The 14,251-nt window shown below is 45.0% G+C and carries 10 protein-coding genes and 1 other RNA gene; all 11 read left to right on the top strand.

The genetic code is table 11. From position 1 onward, the window contains the following. Positions 1 to 42: 42 nt before the first annotated feature. The 11 genes from gap (at position 43) to J2X75_RS26800 (ending at position 14,098) form a co-directional block, all read left to right on the top strand. Positions 43 to 1,050, top strand: coding sequence for a type I glyceraldehyde-3-phosphate dehydrogenase (gap, locus tag J2X75_RS26850; RefSeq protein ID WP_056695277.1), 1,008 nt, complete (start codon positions 43 to 45; stop codon positions 1,048 to 1,050). Positions 1,051 to 1,201: 151 nt separating this feature from the next. Continuing rightward, positions 1,202 to 2,383: a phosphoglycerate kinase gene (locus J2X75_RS26845; protein WP_310342101.1), complete on the top strand. Its 1,182-nt coding sequence runs from the start codon at positions 1,202 to 1,204 to the stop codon at positions 2,381 to 2,383. 36 nt (positions 2,384 to 2,419) lie between these two features. Then, positions 2,420 to 3,172, top strand: a complete 753-nt coding sequence (tpiA, locus tag J2X75_RS26840) for a triose-phosphate isomerase (protein WP_076216888.1) — start codon at positions 2,420 to 2,422, stop codon at positions 3,170 to 3,172. A 1-nt stretch (position 3,173) separates the two neighbouring features. Beyond that, positions 3,174 to 4,718 carry a 2,3-bisphosphoglycerate-independent phosphoglycerate mutase gene (gene gpmI, locus J2X75_RS26835; RefSeq protein WP_310342097.1) on the top strand — a complete coding sequence of 515 codons (1,545 nt, stop codon included), beginning with the start codon at positions 3,174 to 3,176 and terminating at the stop codon, positions 4,716 to 4,718. 240 nt (positions 4,719 to 4,958) lie between these two features. Next, on the top strand, positions 4,959 to 6,245 hold the full coding sequence (gene eno / locus J2X75_RS26830) for a phosphopyruvate hydratase (RefSeq protein WP_076291983.1): 1,287 nt from the start codon (positions 4,959 to 4,961) through the stop codon (positions 6,243 to 6,245). A gap of 212 nt (positions 6,246 to 6,457) precedes the next feature. Beyond that, the gene (gene secG, locus J2X75_RS26825) at positions 6,458 to 6,691 is read left to right on the top strand and encodes a preprotein translocase subunit SecG (protein ID WP_062837740.1); all 234 of its coding nucleotides are present in this window, start codon (positions 6,458 to 6,460) and stop codon (positions 6,689 to 6,691) included. 555 nt (positions 6,692 to 7,246) lie between these two features. Next, the gene (rnr, locus tag J2X75_RS26820) at positions 7,247 to 10,039 is read left to right on the top strand and encodes a ribonuclease R (protein ID WP_310342089.1); all 2,793 of its coding nucleotides are present in this window, start codon (positions 7,247 to 7,249) and stop codon (positions 10,037 to 10,039) included. 260 nt (positions 10,040 to 10,299) lie between these two features. Continuing rightward, the gene (smpB, locus tag J2X75_RS26815; protein ID WP_036674736.1) at positions 10,300 to 10,782 is read left to right on the top strand and encodes an SsrA-binding protein SmpB; all 483 of its coding nucleotides are present in this window, start codon (positions 10,300 to 10,302) and stop codon (positions 10,780 to 10,782) included. A 587-nt stretch (positions 10,783 to 11,369) separates the two neighbouring features. Beyond that, positions 11,370 to 11,734, top strand: a transfer-messenger RNA (tmRNA) gene (ssrA, locus tag J2X75_RS26810). A gap of 238 nt (positions 11,735 to 11,972) precedes the next feature. After that, positions 11,973 to 13,040, top strand: a complete 1,068-nt coding sequence (locus J2X75_RS26805; protein WP_310342084.1) for a DNA cytosine methyltransferase — start codon at positions 11,973 to 11,975, stop codon at positions 13,038 to 13,040. After that, positions 13,040 to 14,098, top strand: coding sequence for a DNA cytosine methyltransferase (locus J2X75_RS26800; protein WP_310342083.1), 1,059 nt, complete (start codon positions 13,040 to 13,042; stop codon positions 14,096 to 14,098). The genes J2X75_RS26805 and J2X75_RS26800 overlap by 1 nt, the downstream gene beginning before the upstream one ends. Positions 14,099 to 14,251: the final 153 nt, after the last annotated feature.

Below are 14,251 nucleotides of genomic sequence, written 5' to 3'. Positions count from 1 at the left end.
AGTTTCATAAAAAATTAATCAAAACTTGGGAGGAACTTACTCATGATTAAAGTAGGTATTAACGGTTTTGGACGTATTGGACGCTTGGCATTCCGCCGTATTCAAAATGTAGAGGGCATTGAAGTAGTAGCAATCAACGACTTGACTGACGCTAAAATGCTGGCTCATTTGCTCAAATATGATACAACTCAAGGTCGCTTCGATGGCGATGTTGAAGTACACGATGGCTTCTTCAAAGTGAACGGCAAAGAAGTTAAAGTATTGGCTAACCGTAACCCGGAAGAACTTCCTTGGGGCGACCTGGGCGTAGATATCGTTCTGGAATGTACTGGTTTCTTCACAACGAAAGAAGCAGCTGAGAAACACTTGAAAGGTGGAGCTAAGAAAGTTGTTATCTCCGCACCAGCTACTGGCGACATGAAAACCATCGTTTACAACGTAAACCATGAAATCCTCGACGGTACTGAAACTGTAATCTCCGGCGCATCTTGCACAACAAACTGCCTGGCACCTATGGCAAAAACGCTGCAAGACAAATTCGGAATCGTTCAAGGTTTGATGACTACAATTCACGCTTACACTGGCGACCAAAACACGTTGGATGCTCCACACCCTAAAGGTGACTTCCGTCGTGCTCGCGCAGCAGCTGAAAACATCATCCCTAACACAACGGGTGCTGCTAAAGCAATCGGTCTGGTAATTCCAGAACTGCAAGGCAAATTGGATGGTGCAGCTCAACGTGTACCAGTAGCTACTGGTTCCCTGACTGAGCTCGTAACAGTTCTGGGTAAAAAAGTTACTGCTGAAGAAGTTAACGCAGTAATGAAAGAAGCTTCCGATCCACAAACTTTCGGATACACTGAAGACGAAATCGTATCTTCCGACATCCAAGGTATCACTTTCGGTTCCCTGTTTGATGCAACTCAAACTAAAGTTCTGACTGTTGGCGACCAACAATTGGTTAAAACTGTAGCTTGGTATGACAATGAAATGTCCTACACTGCACAATTGGTTCGCACTTTGGAGCACTTTGCAAAAATGATTAAGTAATATCTGCAATAACATAGAGCGGAAACAGATGCTATATTGTTTCCGCTCTTTATATATCAATATTTTGCAAATTTCTCAAAAACACCAGGATTGACAAGGGATTTCAGCCCTTGATGGGTCCACCAAATACATGGGTGCGGAGGAAATACAGATGAACAAAAAAAGTGTACGCGATATCGAATTGACAGGAAAACGGGCTTTTGTCCGTGTAGATTTCAATGTGCCGCTCGAAGATGGTAAAATTACAGATGACAAACGTATTCGTGCAACGCTCCCTACAATCAACTTCTTGATTGAAAAAGGCGCTAAAGTCATTTTGGCAAGCCACATGGGTCGTCCTAACGGCGAAGTGGTTGAATCCTTGCGTTTGACTCCAGCAGCTGAGCGTTTGTCTGAATTGTTGGGTAAAACAGTCGTTAAAGCTGACGATTCTGTTGGTGACGCTGTTAAAGCTCAAATCGCTGAACTGAACAACGGCGACGTATTGTTGCTTGAAAACGTTCGTTTCCACGCAGGCGAAGAGAAAAATGATCCGGAACTGGCAAAACAATTTGCTGAACTGGCTGACGTTTTTGTTAACGATGCGTTTGGCGCGGCTCACAGAGCACACGCTTCGACTGAAGGAATCGCTCACTTGCTTCCAGCAGTGTCCGGTTTGTTGATGGAGAAAGAACTTGAAGTGTTGGGTAAAGCAATCTCCAACCCTGAGCGTCCTTTCACAGCTATCATCGGCGGATCCAAAGTTAAGGACAAAATTGATGTAATCGACAACCTGCTGAACATTGCAGACAACGTGATCATCGGTGGCGGTCTGACTTACACGTTCTTCAAAGCACAAGGACATGAAATTGGACAATCCTTGCTGGATGAATCCAAACTTGATGTTGCTCTCGGTTTCATCGAAAAAGCGAAAAAACTGGGCAAAAACTTCTACCTGCCGGTAGATATCGTAGTGTCTGACGATTTCAGTGCGAAAGCAAACACACAAATCGTTGACATCGATGGCATCCCAGCAGATTGGGAAGGTATCGACATCGGTCCTAAAACACGTGAGATCTACGCTGACGTTATCAAAAACTCCAAATTGGTTGTGTGGAACGGACCAATGGGCGTATTTGAAATCGAGCCATTCTCCCACGGTACTCGTGCAGTAGCGGAAGCTTGCGCTGAGACAGAAGCTTACACTGTAATTGGTGGCGGTGACTCCGCAGCAGCAGCTGAGAAGTTCAAATTGGCTGACAAAATGAACCACATCTCTACAGGTGGCGGTGCATCGCTCGAGTTCATGGAAGGTAAAGTACTTCCAGGCGTAGTGGCATTGAACGACAAGTAAGTTTTAGTAGTCTATAGCATGAAGGAGTTGAAACCCATGAGAACACCGATTATCGCAGGTAACTGGAAAATGTTCAAAACGGTTTCCGAATCCAATGACTTCATTCAGGAAGTTAAAGGAAAAGCGGAAGTTGAAGGCGTGGAGACTGTAATCTGCGCACCGTTTACAAATCTGCCATCCCTGGTAGAAGCCGTTAAAGGCACAAACATCAAAATTGGTGCACAAAATCTTCATTTTGAAGATAACGGTGCATTCACAGGCGAAATCAGCGGTGTAATGCTGAAAGACCTGGGTGTGGATTATGTCATTATTGGTCACTCGGAGCGCCGTCAATATTTTGCGGAAACCGATGAGACTGTCAATAAAAAGTTGCATGCAGCATTCCGTCACGGATTGACTCCAATCTTTTGCCTTGGTGAGACGCTTGAAGAGCGTGAAGCGAACCAAACAAAAGACGTATGCAAAGTGCAAACAGTAGCTGCTTTTGCAGGTCTGTCTGCAGAGCAAGCGGCACAAGTTGTTATCGCTTATGAGCCAATCTGGGCGATTGGTACAGGCAAATCCTCGACTTCCCAAGATGCGAATGAAGTTATTGCTTACATCCGTACGCTGGTGAAGGATCTGTACAACGAGACGGTTGCGAGTGCAGTTCGTATTCAATACGGCGGCAGTGTTAAACCGGAAAACGTAACAGAATACCTCGGACAAAGCGACATCGACGGTGCGCTTGTTGGCGGTGCCAGCTTACAGCCGGCTTCGTTCATCGCGCTTGTTGAGGGGGCGAAGTAAGATGACAGCTCCAAAACCTGTAGCACTGATCATCATGGATGGCTTTGGTCTGCGTAACACGGTGGAAGGCAATGCGGTAGCGCAAGCTAAAAAACCGAACTACGACCGTTTCATGAGCCAATTCCCACATACAACTCTGACTGCTTGCGGTGAAGCTGTAGGTTTGCCAGAAGGACAAATGGGAAATTCCGAGGTAGGTCACCTGAACATTGGTGCCGGCCGGATCGTATACCAGGATTTGACCCGTATCTCCAAATCCATTCGTGATGGCGAGTTCTACGACAATGAAACACTTGTCAAAGCTGTTCGCGAAGCGAAACAAAGCGGCAAAAAGCTTCATCTCTACGGTTTGTTGTCCGATGGCGGCGTACATAGTCACATCGACCACCTGTTTGCTATGCTGGATCTGGCCAAAAAAGAAGAAATGAACGATGTATATATTCATGCCTTCATGGATGGCCGTGATGTTATGCCAGACAGTGGTAAAGACTTCATGCAGAAGCTGATCGCCAAGATCGAAGAAGTTGGTGTAGGACAAATCGCAACGGTTCAAGGTCGCTATTATGCGATGGACCGTGACAAACGTTGGGAACGGGTTGAGAAATCATACCGCGCCATCGTTTATGGAGATGGACCAAAATACACTGACCCACTCAAAGCGGTTGAAGAATCGTATGAGAAATCCGTATTTGATGAATTCGTTGAACCAACGGTTATCGTCAAAGCGGATGGTGAGCCGGTAGGTTTGGTAGAGAGCGGCGATTCCGTTATCTTCCTCAACTTCCGTCCTGACCGTGCAATCCAGTTGTCGCAAGTATTCACAAACCAGGATTTCCGCGGTTTCGATCGTGGTCCGAAGTTCCCAGTGGGCTTGCACTTTGTATGTTTGACTTTGTTCAGTGAGACGGTTGAAGGTTATGTGGCTTATTCGCCGAAGAACCTCGACAACACCCTGGGTGAAGTTCTGGTACAGAACAATAAAAAACAACTGCGTATTGCAGAAACGGAGAAATACCCGCACGTTACCTTCTTCTTCAGCGGCGGTCGTGATGTGGAGCTTCCGGGCGAAACTCGCGTACTGATCAACTCACCAAAAGTTGCAACGTATGATCTGCAACCAGAGATGAGCGCGTATGAAGTAGCTGACGCATGTGTTCGCGAGATCGAAGCAGACAAACATGATGCCATCATTCTGAACTTTGCTAACCCTGACATGGTTGGACACTCCGGTATGCTGGAGCCTACCATCAAAGCGGTTGAGGTAACAGATGAGTGCATGGGCCGTGTTGTGGATGCAGTACTTGCCAAAGGCGGCGTTGTACTGATCACTGCGGATCATGGTAACGCGGATATGGTGTTCGATGAGCAAGGACGTCCGTTCACAGCTCATACAACGAACCCGGTTCCATTCATCGTTACGGATGCTAACGTTACCTTGCGTGAAGGCGGAATCCTGGCGGATATCGCGCCAACGATCCTTGACCTGATGCAATTGCCTAAACCGGAAGAAATGACAGGAACATCTGTTATTGCTTCACGTAAATAAGTTACGCAACAAAATATATAAATGGACGGTTTGGCGTTTGCACATTGAACGAAGGTAAGCAGAAATAGTCTGAAGAAGCAACGCGTTCGCCTTTATCACATGATTTCAACTTATGAAAATAAGTTCAAAGAAATCAGGGGATAACAGTGATCGGAAGACGATTCTGCTGACGTAGTGAAATAAGGGCAAACACAAGTTGGTCCAAAAATTAAATTCCAACTATAAAGGAGATTATCACAAATGACTATTATTTCTGACGTGTACGCTCGCGAAGTCCTCGACTCCCGCGGTAACCCTACAGTAGAAGTTGAAGTATACCTGGAGTCCGGTGCAATCGGACGCGCAATCGTTCCATCCGGTGCATCCACTGGTGCCCACGAAGCAGTTGAGCTTCGCGATGGCGACAAATCCCGTTACCTCGGTAAAGGCGTTCTGCAAGCTGTTAAAAACGTAAACGAAACAATCGCTCCAGAAGTTATCGGTATGGATGCATTGGATCAACTGGGTATCGACAAATTGATGATCACTTTGGATGGTACGCCAAACAAAGGTAAACTGGGTGCTAACGCAATCCTGGCTGTATCCATGGCAGTAGCTCGCGCAGCTGCTGACGCTCTGGACCTGCCATTGTACGTTTACCTGGGTGGATTCAACGCTAAAGCATTGCCAGTTCCAATGATGAACATCATCAATGGTGGTGAGCATGCTGACAACAACATCGACGTTCAAGAGTTCATGGTTCTTCCAGTTGGAGCACCAAGCTTCAAAGAAGCTCTTCGCGTAGGTGCGGAAATCTTCCACAACCTGAAATCCGTATTGAGCTCCAAAGGTTTGAACACAGCAGTAGGTGACGAAGGTGGTTTCGCACCGAACCTTGGTTCTAACGAAGAAGCAATCACTACAATCATCGAAGCAATTGAAAAAGCTGGTTACAAACCAGGCGTTGACGTATTCCTGGGTATGGACGTAGCTTCCACTGAGTTCTACAAAGATGGTAAGTACACACTTGCTGGCGAAGGTAAATCTTACACTTCCGCTGAGTATGTTGACCTTCTGGCTTCATGGGTTGAGAAATACCCAATCATCACAATTGAAGATGGTATGTCCGAAGATGACTGGGATGGTTGGAAATTGCTCACTGAGAAATTGGGAGACAAAGTACAACTCGTTGGTGATGACCTGTTCGTAACCAACACTGAGCGTCTGGGCAGAGGTATCGAAGAAGGTATCGGTAACTCCATCCTGATCAAAGTTAACCAAATCGGTACATTGACTGAAACATTCGATGCAATCGAAATGGCTAAACGTGCAGGATACACAGCTGTTATCTCCCACCGTTCCGGTGAGTCCGAAGACAGCACAATCGCTGACATCGCTGTTGCAACTAACGCTGGTCAAATCAAAACGGGTGCTCCTTCCCGTACAGACCGTATCGCGAAGTACAACCAATTGCTCCGCATTGAGGATCAACTGGGTGAACTGGCACAATACAATGGTCTTAAAGGATTCTACAACCTTAAAAAATAAGCTGGATATCCAGCTTTTACGGACAAGCCGGGTAACCGGCTTGTCTTTTTTATTGAAACATAGTAATGGTATAACGTGAGGATCACGCAGATGGTGAAATTTAGGGCATTGTATAAACTGTACTACTTGTAGTACAACCATAGCTATGTTACAATTAAAGTAACTGTTTTTATGGTGAGATGTTATGCCCACATGGGTAGGAGGTGGAAAGAATGGATATTGCTTTGAAATTGCTGCTCGTTGTCTTCTCTATCGGTCTAATCACTGTAGTATTGCTGCAGCACGGGAAAAGCGCTGGTTTGGCGGGTGCCATCTCCGGTGGTGCGGAACATCTTTTCGGTAAAACGAAAGCGCGCGGATTGGATCTCTTCCTGCAACGTGCAACGGTGGTACTGGGTGCAGGATTTATGATTTTGTCTATTATTGTTACGGTTGTTTCCAAGTAAGACTTGGATCAGCACGGCAATGAATAGCTCTTAAGCTAATGGCTTAATTGATAAACCTTCGTTTCGTGGAGAAACGGGGGTTTTTTAATAAATTCTTACACGTCCAAACTTTTCCAATGATTAATAGACTCCATGATTTTGGTCTTCTTCTCAACTTCTGTTCAGAATTCCTTCCTTAGCGTGAAACACCCCTATCATGTATGGTATGTCCATCGCTTATTCGTTACGCGAATTCACTCCTTATAATGAATGTCATGTGTACAGAAAATTTTTCGGGTCTAGTCCTTTTCCAGATGCGTACTGTATATGTGCCGCATAAAATGTCTGTAGAGATATGTGAAAGCGTGATTATAGCGGAGCGTCAGGCCACTGTGGTTTTTTTGCGAGGTACGGATGGTCCGGATTGAATTCGTGTATACTAGGGTATGAGATAGTATGGTTGCACTACTACACTCTACACGACAATGGCAATATGTATCATGAAAATGGTAAGAATTCCGATACATAAAGAGATGACTTGATTACACTTTTATGTTTCCCGAGGTGAATATATTAATGATAACAGAACAACAATTGCTCGACTTCATGCGGGAGACCGCTTATAAACCCATGACTTATCAGGAGTTGGAACAGCACTTCGCGATCGAAGACGCAGCTGATTTCAAAGCCTTTTTGATTATGCTGAATACGCTGGAGGAATCCGGTAAAGTTTTGCTGACTCGTAACAATCGCTATGGCATGCCAGAGCGCATGGATTTGGTACGCGGACGTTTACAAGCTCACGCCAAAGGCTTTGCTTTCCTCATTCCTGAGGATCGGGAGCACCCGGATGTGTACATTCACGCCAATGATATGAAGAGTGCGATGAATGGTGACACGGTATTGGTTAAAGTCACATCTCAAGGACCTTCAGGCGGTCGCCTGGAGGGTGAGATCGTTCGCATTGTTACTCGTGCTGTGACACAAGTTGTAGGTGTGTTCCAAAGCCATGAGGTGTACGGATTTGTCATTCCGGATGACAAACGGATTAATCGCGATATTTTCATCCCGCGTACGAACTTTGCTGGGGCGGTTGATGGACAGAAGGTTGTAGCAAAAATCGTCAGCTACCCAGAGGGCCGTGCGGCAGCCGAGGGTGAAGTGATCGAGATTCTCGGTCATAAGGATGAGCCGGGTATTGATATTTTGTCCGTCATTCGCAAGCATCAGCTGCCTGAAGCTTTCCCGGATGAAGTCGTAGAAGAGGCGGAGAAGGCACCGGACTCCATCACGGATGAAGAGATTGTACAACAGGGTCGCCGTGATCTGCGCGGACTTAACATTGTCACGATTGATGGTGAAGATGCCAAGGATCTGGATGATGCCGTAAATGTAGAGAAACTGCCTAACGGTAATTACCGTCTGGGCGTTCATATTGCCGATGTCGGCTATTATGTACAGGAGAATTCCAAGCTTGATCAGGAAGCCTACAACCGTGGATGCAGTGTGTATCTGGTAGACCGGGTTATTCCTATGCTGCCACAACGTTTGTCCAACGGGATCTGTAGTTTGAACCCGCAGGTAGACCGCTTGACCTTGTCTTGTGAAATGGAGTTTAACGACCAGATGAAGGTTGTGAAACATGACATTTTCACGAGTGTAATCAAAACCAAAGAGCGGATGACGTATTCCAACGTCCGTAAAATCCTTGAAGGCGAAGAGCCGGAATTGCTCGAGCGTTATAAGGATCTGGTAGATGATTTCCATCTGATGAAAGAGATTGCATTGAAGCTGCGTGCTATGCGTATGCGCCGTGGTGCAGTTGACTTTGATTTTGAAGAATCCAAAATCATTGTGGACGCAGAATGCAAACCGGTGGATATCGTAAAACGGGAGCGTTCGATTGCAGAGCAAATCATTGAGGAGTTCATGTTGGCAGCAAACGAGACAGTGGCAGAGCATTTCCACTGGTTGAAGGTTCCGTTCATCTATCGTGTGCATGAAGACCCGGATCAGGAAAAACTGCAAAATTTCCTCGCCTTTGCGGCGAATTTTGGACACCAGGTCAAAGGACGGGGCAATGCGATTCATCCACGGGCACTTCAATCGTTGCTTGAAGATATCAACGGAACGAAAGAACAGACCGTTATCAGTACGATGATGCTGCGTTCCATGAAGCAGGCGAAGTATGATTCTGAAATGTCAGGTCACTTTGGCCTCGCGGCAGAATTCTATAGTCACTTTACGTCTCCGATTCGTCGTTATCCCGATCTCGTCATTCACCGGGTGATTCGCGAAGTCATTGAAAATAATGGTGCTTTGCCGGAGAACCGTCAGGAGTATTTGGCGGCACGCATGTCTGATATTGCACAGCAGTCTTCTGAACGTGAACGTGTGGCTGTGGAAGCTGAGCGGGATACGGAGAAAATGAAAAAAGCCGAGTACATGCTCGATAAAGTAGGCGAAGAGTTCGAAGGCATGATCAGCAGTGTGACCAGCTTCGGTATGTTCATTGAACTGGAGAACACGGTTGAAGGTCTGATTCGTCTGAGTGCGCTCACGGACGACTATTACCATTTTGACGATCAGCATATGGCTCTGATTGGTGAACGTACCTCGAAAGTCTTCCGCATCGGTGATGAAGTGAAGATCCGTGTGGCACGTGTAAGCATGGAAGAGTATACGATTGATTTTGAAATGGTAGATATGAAACCTCGCGCTGAACGTCCTGGCGGCTTTAGTGGCGGACGTGGCGGTAAAGGTGGACGTCCAGGTAGCGGGGGCGGACGCGGCGGTGCCAAGGGTGGACCAGGTGGTTTCAGCGGTTCGCGTGGCGGTAAAGGCAGCTCAGCTAGCGCTGGAGCTAACCGTGGTGGCAGATCTACGGAAGAGAGCAGCAAAGGTGGACGCGGTCGCAGTGGAACAGCGAGTGCAGGTGCGGGCGCAGGCTCATCCGGTGGCTACACAGGTAAAGGCGGCGGCAAACCGAAAGGTGAGCGTCGTGCTGGTGAAGCTGGTGCATCGACTGGCCGGGGCAAAGGCGCTGTAAGCTTTGGTTTTGGCTCAGGTAAAGGTGGTTATGGCTCTACATCGGGTGGACTGGATAGTGGTTCAACCGGTGGACAAGGAAGTGGCCTGAACGGCGGTAGCGGTCGCGGTGAAGGCAGCTTTAAGTCCGGCAAGGGTGGCGGTAAAGGTGGCAAAGGCGGAAGTGGACGCAAAAACACTTCCCCGAGCGGCGTGTTTATCGGAGAAGCTGCAACACCTGGTGGTGCTCAGGAAGGCGGAGCACCACGACGCAAACGGAAGAAGAGCAAAGGTGCAGCTGGTAACGGCACGGCAGCTTTTGTACGAAAAAAGAAAAAATAAAGCTAACGTAACTTGAAGAGATGGATTACAATTCGTTCCTCCAGGTTAAGCGTTGGAGAAAATAGTCAATTCAGCCGGTGTGTTGTTTCGCACAGTCTGAAAGTGGTGTAATGAGGAGGGGCGGCAGAGGTCGCCTCTTTCTTGATTTTAACAGCCGTACTTGCTACAATTAAGGTCTGGCACGTGGTACCTTGGTGCAACATGGGGTGCGCTGCTATAGAGCATGGTACCGGCTTATTTTACGGAGAAGGAGTGAGGACATGGGCAAGAATGATGGACAGAGTAAAGTGCTCGCACAGAATAAAAAGGCTTCCCATGACTACTTCATTGAAGATACGTATGAAGCGGGCATGGTGCTTACCGGAACGGAGATCAAATCTCTTCGTAACGGCCGTGCGAATATTGGTGATGCATTTGCCACGATTCGGAACGGTGAGATTCATATTCACAATATGCATATTAGTCCTTTTGAACAAGGGAACCGAAATAATCCGCTCGATCCGACACGTACGCGCAAGTTGCTGATGCATAAAGTACAGATTCACAAGCTGCTCGGGCTGTCGAAACAGGATGGGTACAGCATTGTTCCGCTGAAAATTTATATCCGCAACGGTTACGCAAAGCTCTTGCTTGGACTGGGTAAAGGTAAGAAGCAATACGACAAACGTGAAACTGCCGCGAAGCGCGATGCTCAACGTGATATCCAACGGGTACTGCGCGAGAAGCAGAAGGTTGCACGATAAGTGGAGCGCTGGGCGCGAAAGCTTTACTTTAGGTGTATAAGTTAGTTTTTGTGATGGAGCTAGGAAGATTGATGTATGAGTTAAGGAGTCTCAAGGTTTGTCCTGCAAGGGGCAAGATTGAGGCTTTTTTATTTTTAGTGGAAAGGGATGTGATGTGAGTAGCCGAAGTGAGCAGTGAGCTGATTTTTGTTGATGTGTGACTAAGAAAACAGCTAGGAGCCTGGTGCTAAGTGCGGTGATGAATCTAAATTATCAGCTGTTGCGTAAGTTGACTAAATCGTGGGTAAGATACTTAGGTGCAGTTGTTCGTGATCCAATCTGGGTAAACTTTACTTCCGATTGGTGACGCGGTATAATATGTAGACGATTGAGCCTGTTGTATTGGATAACCTTGTACACATGCTCAGCCTGCTGGAATGTCTTCCAGCAATCTATACTATTTCGGTGATGTGTCCTGTGTTATGATTACTCATGTAGCAGACAGGAATGCCGAGTTTGAAAGAAGCATCTTTTTACCTTGGAGGAAAAAGATGTGCAGCACCTTTGCTCCGTATTCACGGATTAATCCTGGAGCCCTTCTTATATGAGGGGGCGTTTATGGATTCGACGGGGATAGTTCGAGCATGGGTAGCGGGTAGTGGGGACGCGTCCGCTTCATCAACGCTAAAGCCTATTAAACGGCAAACAACAAACAAACTACGCTTTCGCAGCCTAAGAAACTGTGTGCGTGCTTCTACCCTGCATCGCCCATGTGACAGGGATAGGGGCTAACTAGTAGTGGGATACGCTGTCACATCTCCGCCTGGGGTGTGCTGAAGAAGACAATCAGGCTGACCCAACGTATAGCCGGTTACGGGGCGATACTCGGGTGACATCAAAACTGTGACTACACCCGTAGAAGCTTATGTGTCGTTATCTTCGGACAGGGGTTCGACTCCCCTCGCCTCCATTCTAAAAACCCGCTCATTGAGCGGGTTTTTTCATTTCAAGGTAAAGTTATGTAGACATTTTGTAGCCTTCCGTTACTTTGCTATCGATTTGAAGATTAGATATTGAAAATTAAAGCAGTAACAGATATTCTTTCATAAGACCAAACTTAGATTATTTATTTCTAGTCTACTAGGAATGGGAGCTAATGTTTGCTAAAATGATGGTATAGAAATAATGTGTTATAAGGAGATAATTCTATTATGAATAATAAATATAATGAAATTGCCGCTATAAGTTTGTTTTCAGGTGCTGGGGGAATGGACATAGGTAGTCATTTAGCTGGTGTTCCTGTAGGCTATAGTACGGATATTGAAAAAGATTGTGTTGACAGTCTTAAAATTAACGAAGTATTTAATGATACAAAAATAGTACACGGAGACTTATTTGAAACAACAAGTAAGCAAATATATGACGAGTTCAATAAGAAAAAAACTAATAAAATGATTGTGATAGGTGGTGCACCATGCCAACCCTTTTCAAAGGCAGGGTATTGGGTGACTAACAAAGTTAGAAGGGGAATAGATGATCCTAGAGCGCAGCTTGTCGATGAATATCTTAGAGTTGTAACAGATCTGTCACCAGATGGATTTGTTTTTGAGAATGTAGAAAGTTTATTACATCCGACCAACAAAGTCATCGTCGACCAGTTTCTTGAGATTGTTCAGAATGCCAATTATGACTTTAAAATCGTTAAAGCGAATGCTTTAGACTATGGAGTCTCACAAGGTAGAAAAAGAATTTTCATAATAGGAACTAAAGGTGAGTTTAAATCAGATGAACCAAAGAAAACACATGGTCCTAGTGAGACATGCGAAAAAAACAATTTGAAGCCATATGTTAACGTTGGAGAAGTTATAGGTGAGTTTGACGATGAGAAATATTTTGAGGCATACGAAGTAGCTAAAGGTGGAACTTATTATGAAGATCTTTGTGAAGTTCCTCCAGGGATGAACTATAAAGCACTGACTGCTTGGGCAGGCTATGAAAATCCCAAGTTTATAGCTGATAAACGATTTTGGAACTTCTTATTAAAGCTTTCACCAAATAAACCATCTTGGACAATAACCGCTCAGCCTGGGCCATGGGTAGGCCCATTTCACTGGAATAATAGAAGGCTTAGAGTTCCAGAAATAGCAGCAATTCAATCATTCCCTAAAGATTATAAATTTTCCGGGTCGAGACGTTCGATCCAGAAACAAATTGGAAATGCCGTTCCTCCGCTTCTTGGCAAAGCAATGATAGAGCACTTAAAGGAGAGTCTTATATAATGAATGTTGTCAGTGTCTTTTCGGGTGGAGGAGGAATAGATCTTGGATTTAAAAAAGCAGGATATGAAATTCTCTATTCCACTGATCATTGGGCTCCAGCTTGTAATACTCTTGAACATAATAAAGTCGGAAAGCTGGTAGAGTGCAAGGATATTCGTGAAGTTGATTTTAAAAGCATTCCTAAAATATTCAATATAGATAAAGTTGATTGTTTAGTAGGGGGGCCCCCTTGTCCCGCCTATTCAAAATCAAGATTCTATAGAACGGAAAAGAAGAGAGCACTTGAAGACGAGAGTGCGTTCACCTTAAGTGAATACTTTCGAGCCTTGGAAGAGTTGATGCCAAGTGTATTTTTCTTTGAGAATGTTTTTGGGTTTATTTACAAGCCACATCAAGCTGCTTTTGATTATTTAAAAGAACAATCTGAAAGATTAGGTTATGAAATATCATATAAAGTTATCAACACAGCAAACTTTGGTGTCCCTCAAACAAGAGAAAGATTTATATGTATTGGAGTCAAAAAGGGTTTCGCGAAACCTTTTGTTTTCCCAGAAGAAACTCACTATGACCCCACAAAAATTAACAATGATTTATTCAATGTTGATTCATCTAAAAAACCTTGGGTTACATGTGGAGAGGCTATAGGGGATCTAGATATTGACTTACCGGAAGATGAACATATGCAGGCAGGTTCGAAGCATAAGGATTTATTGAAGTTGATCCCGCCAGGAGATAATTATCTGTATTTTACTGAAGAACGGGGTCATCCTGAACCTATTTTCAAGTGGAGGTCAAGATATTGGTCATTTCTACTGAAGTTATCACCTGAAAGGCCTTCCTGGACTATACAAGCGAGCGTTTCGAATAATATGGGTCCCTTTCATTGGAAAAACAGATTTTTGAGAATTTCAGAAATTAAAAGGATACAGACATTTGATGATGATTATGAAATATTGGGTGATTTTAAAACACAATGGAGACAAATAGGGAATGCAGTTCCACCATTACTAGTCATGATATTGGCCGAAGAAATTAAAAAACAATTTTTCCAGCAGTAAATTAGTTAAATTAAAAATTGAGAAAGTGTCCATTTACTAATGGGCGCTTTTTTCATTTATCTTTTCTAAAGAAAACTATACTCCATGGATTATTTCAATTACAATTATATGTATTCTGGTAAAAACTAAGATGATTGGGGATTATAAACTGAA

The sequence above is a fragment of the Paenibacillus sp. 2003 genome (genome assembly GCF_031455635.1).
GTDB lineage: Bacteria > Bacillota > Bacilli > Paenibacillales > Paenibacillaceae > Paenibacillus > Paenibacillus amylolyticus_B.
The sequence above is the reverse complement of the archived record's forward strand: the minus strand, read 5'-3'. Positions and strand labels throughout refer to the sequence as shown.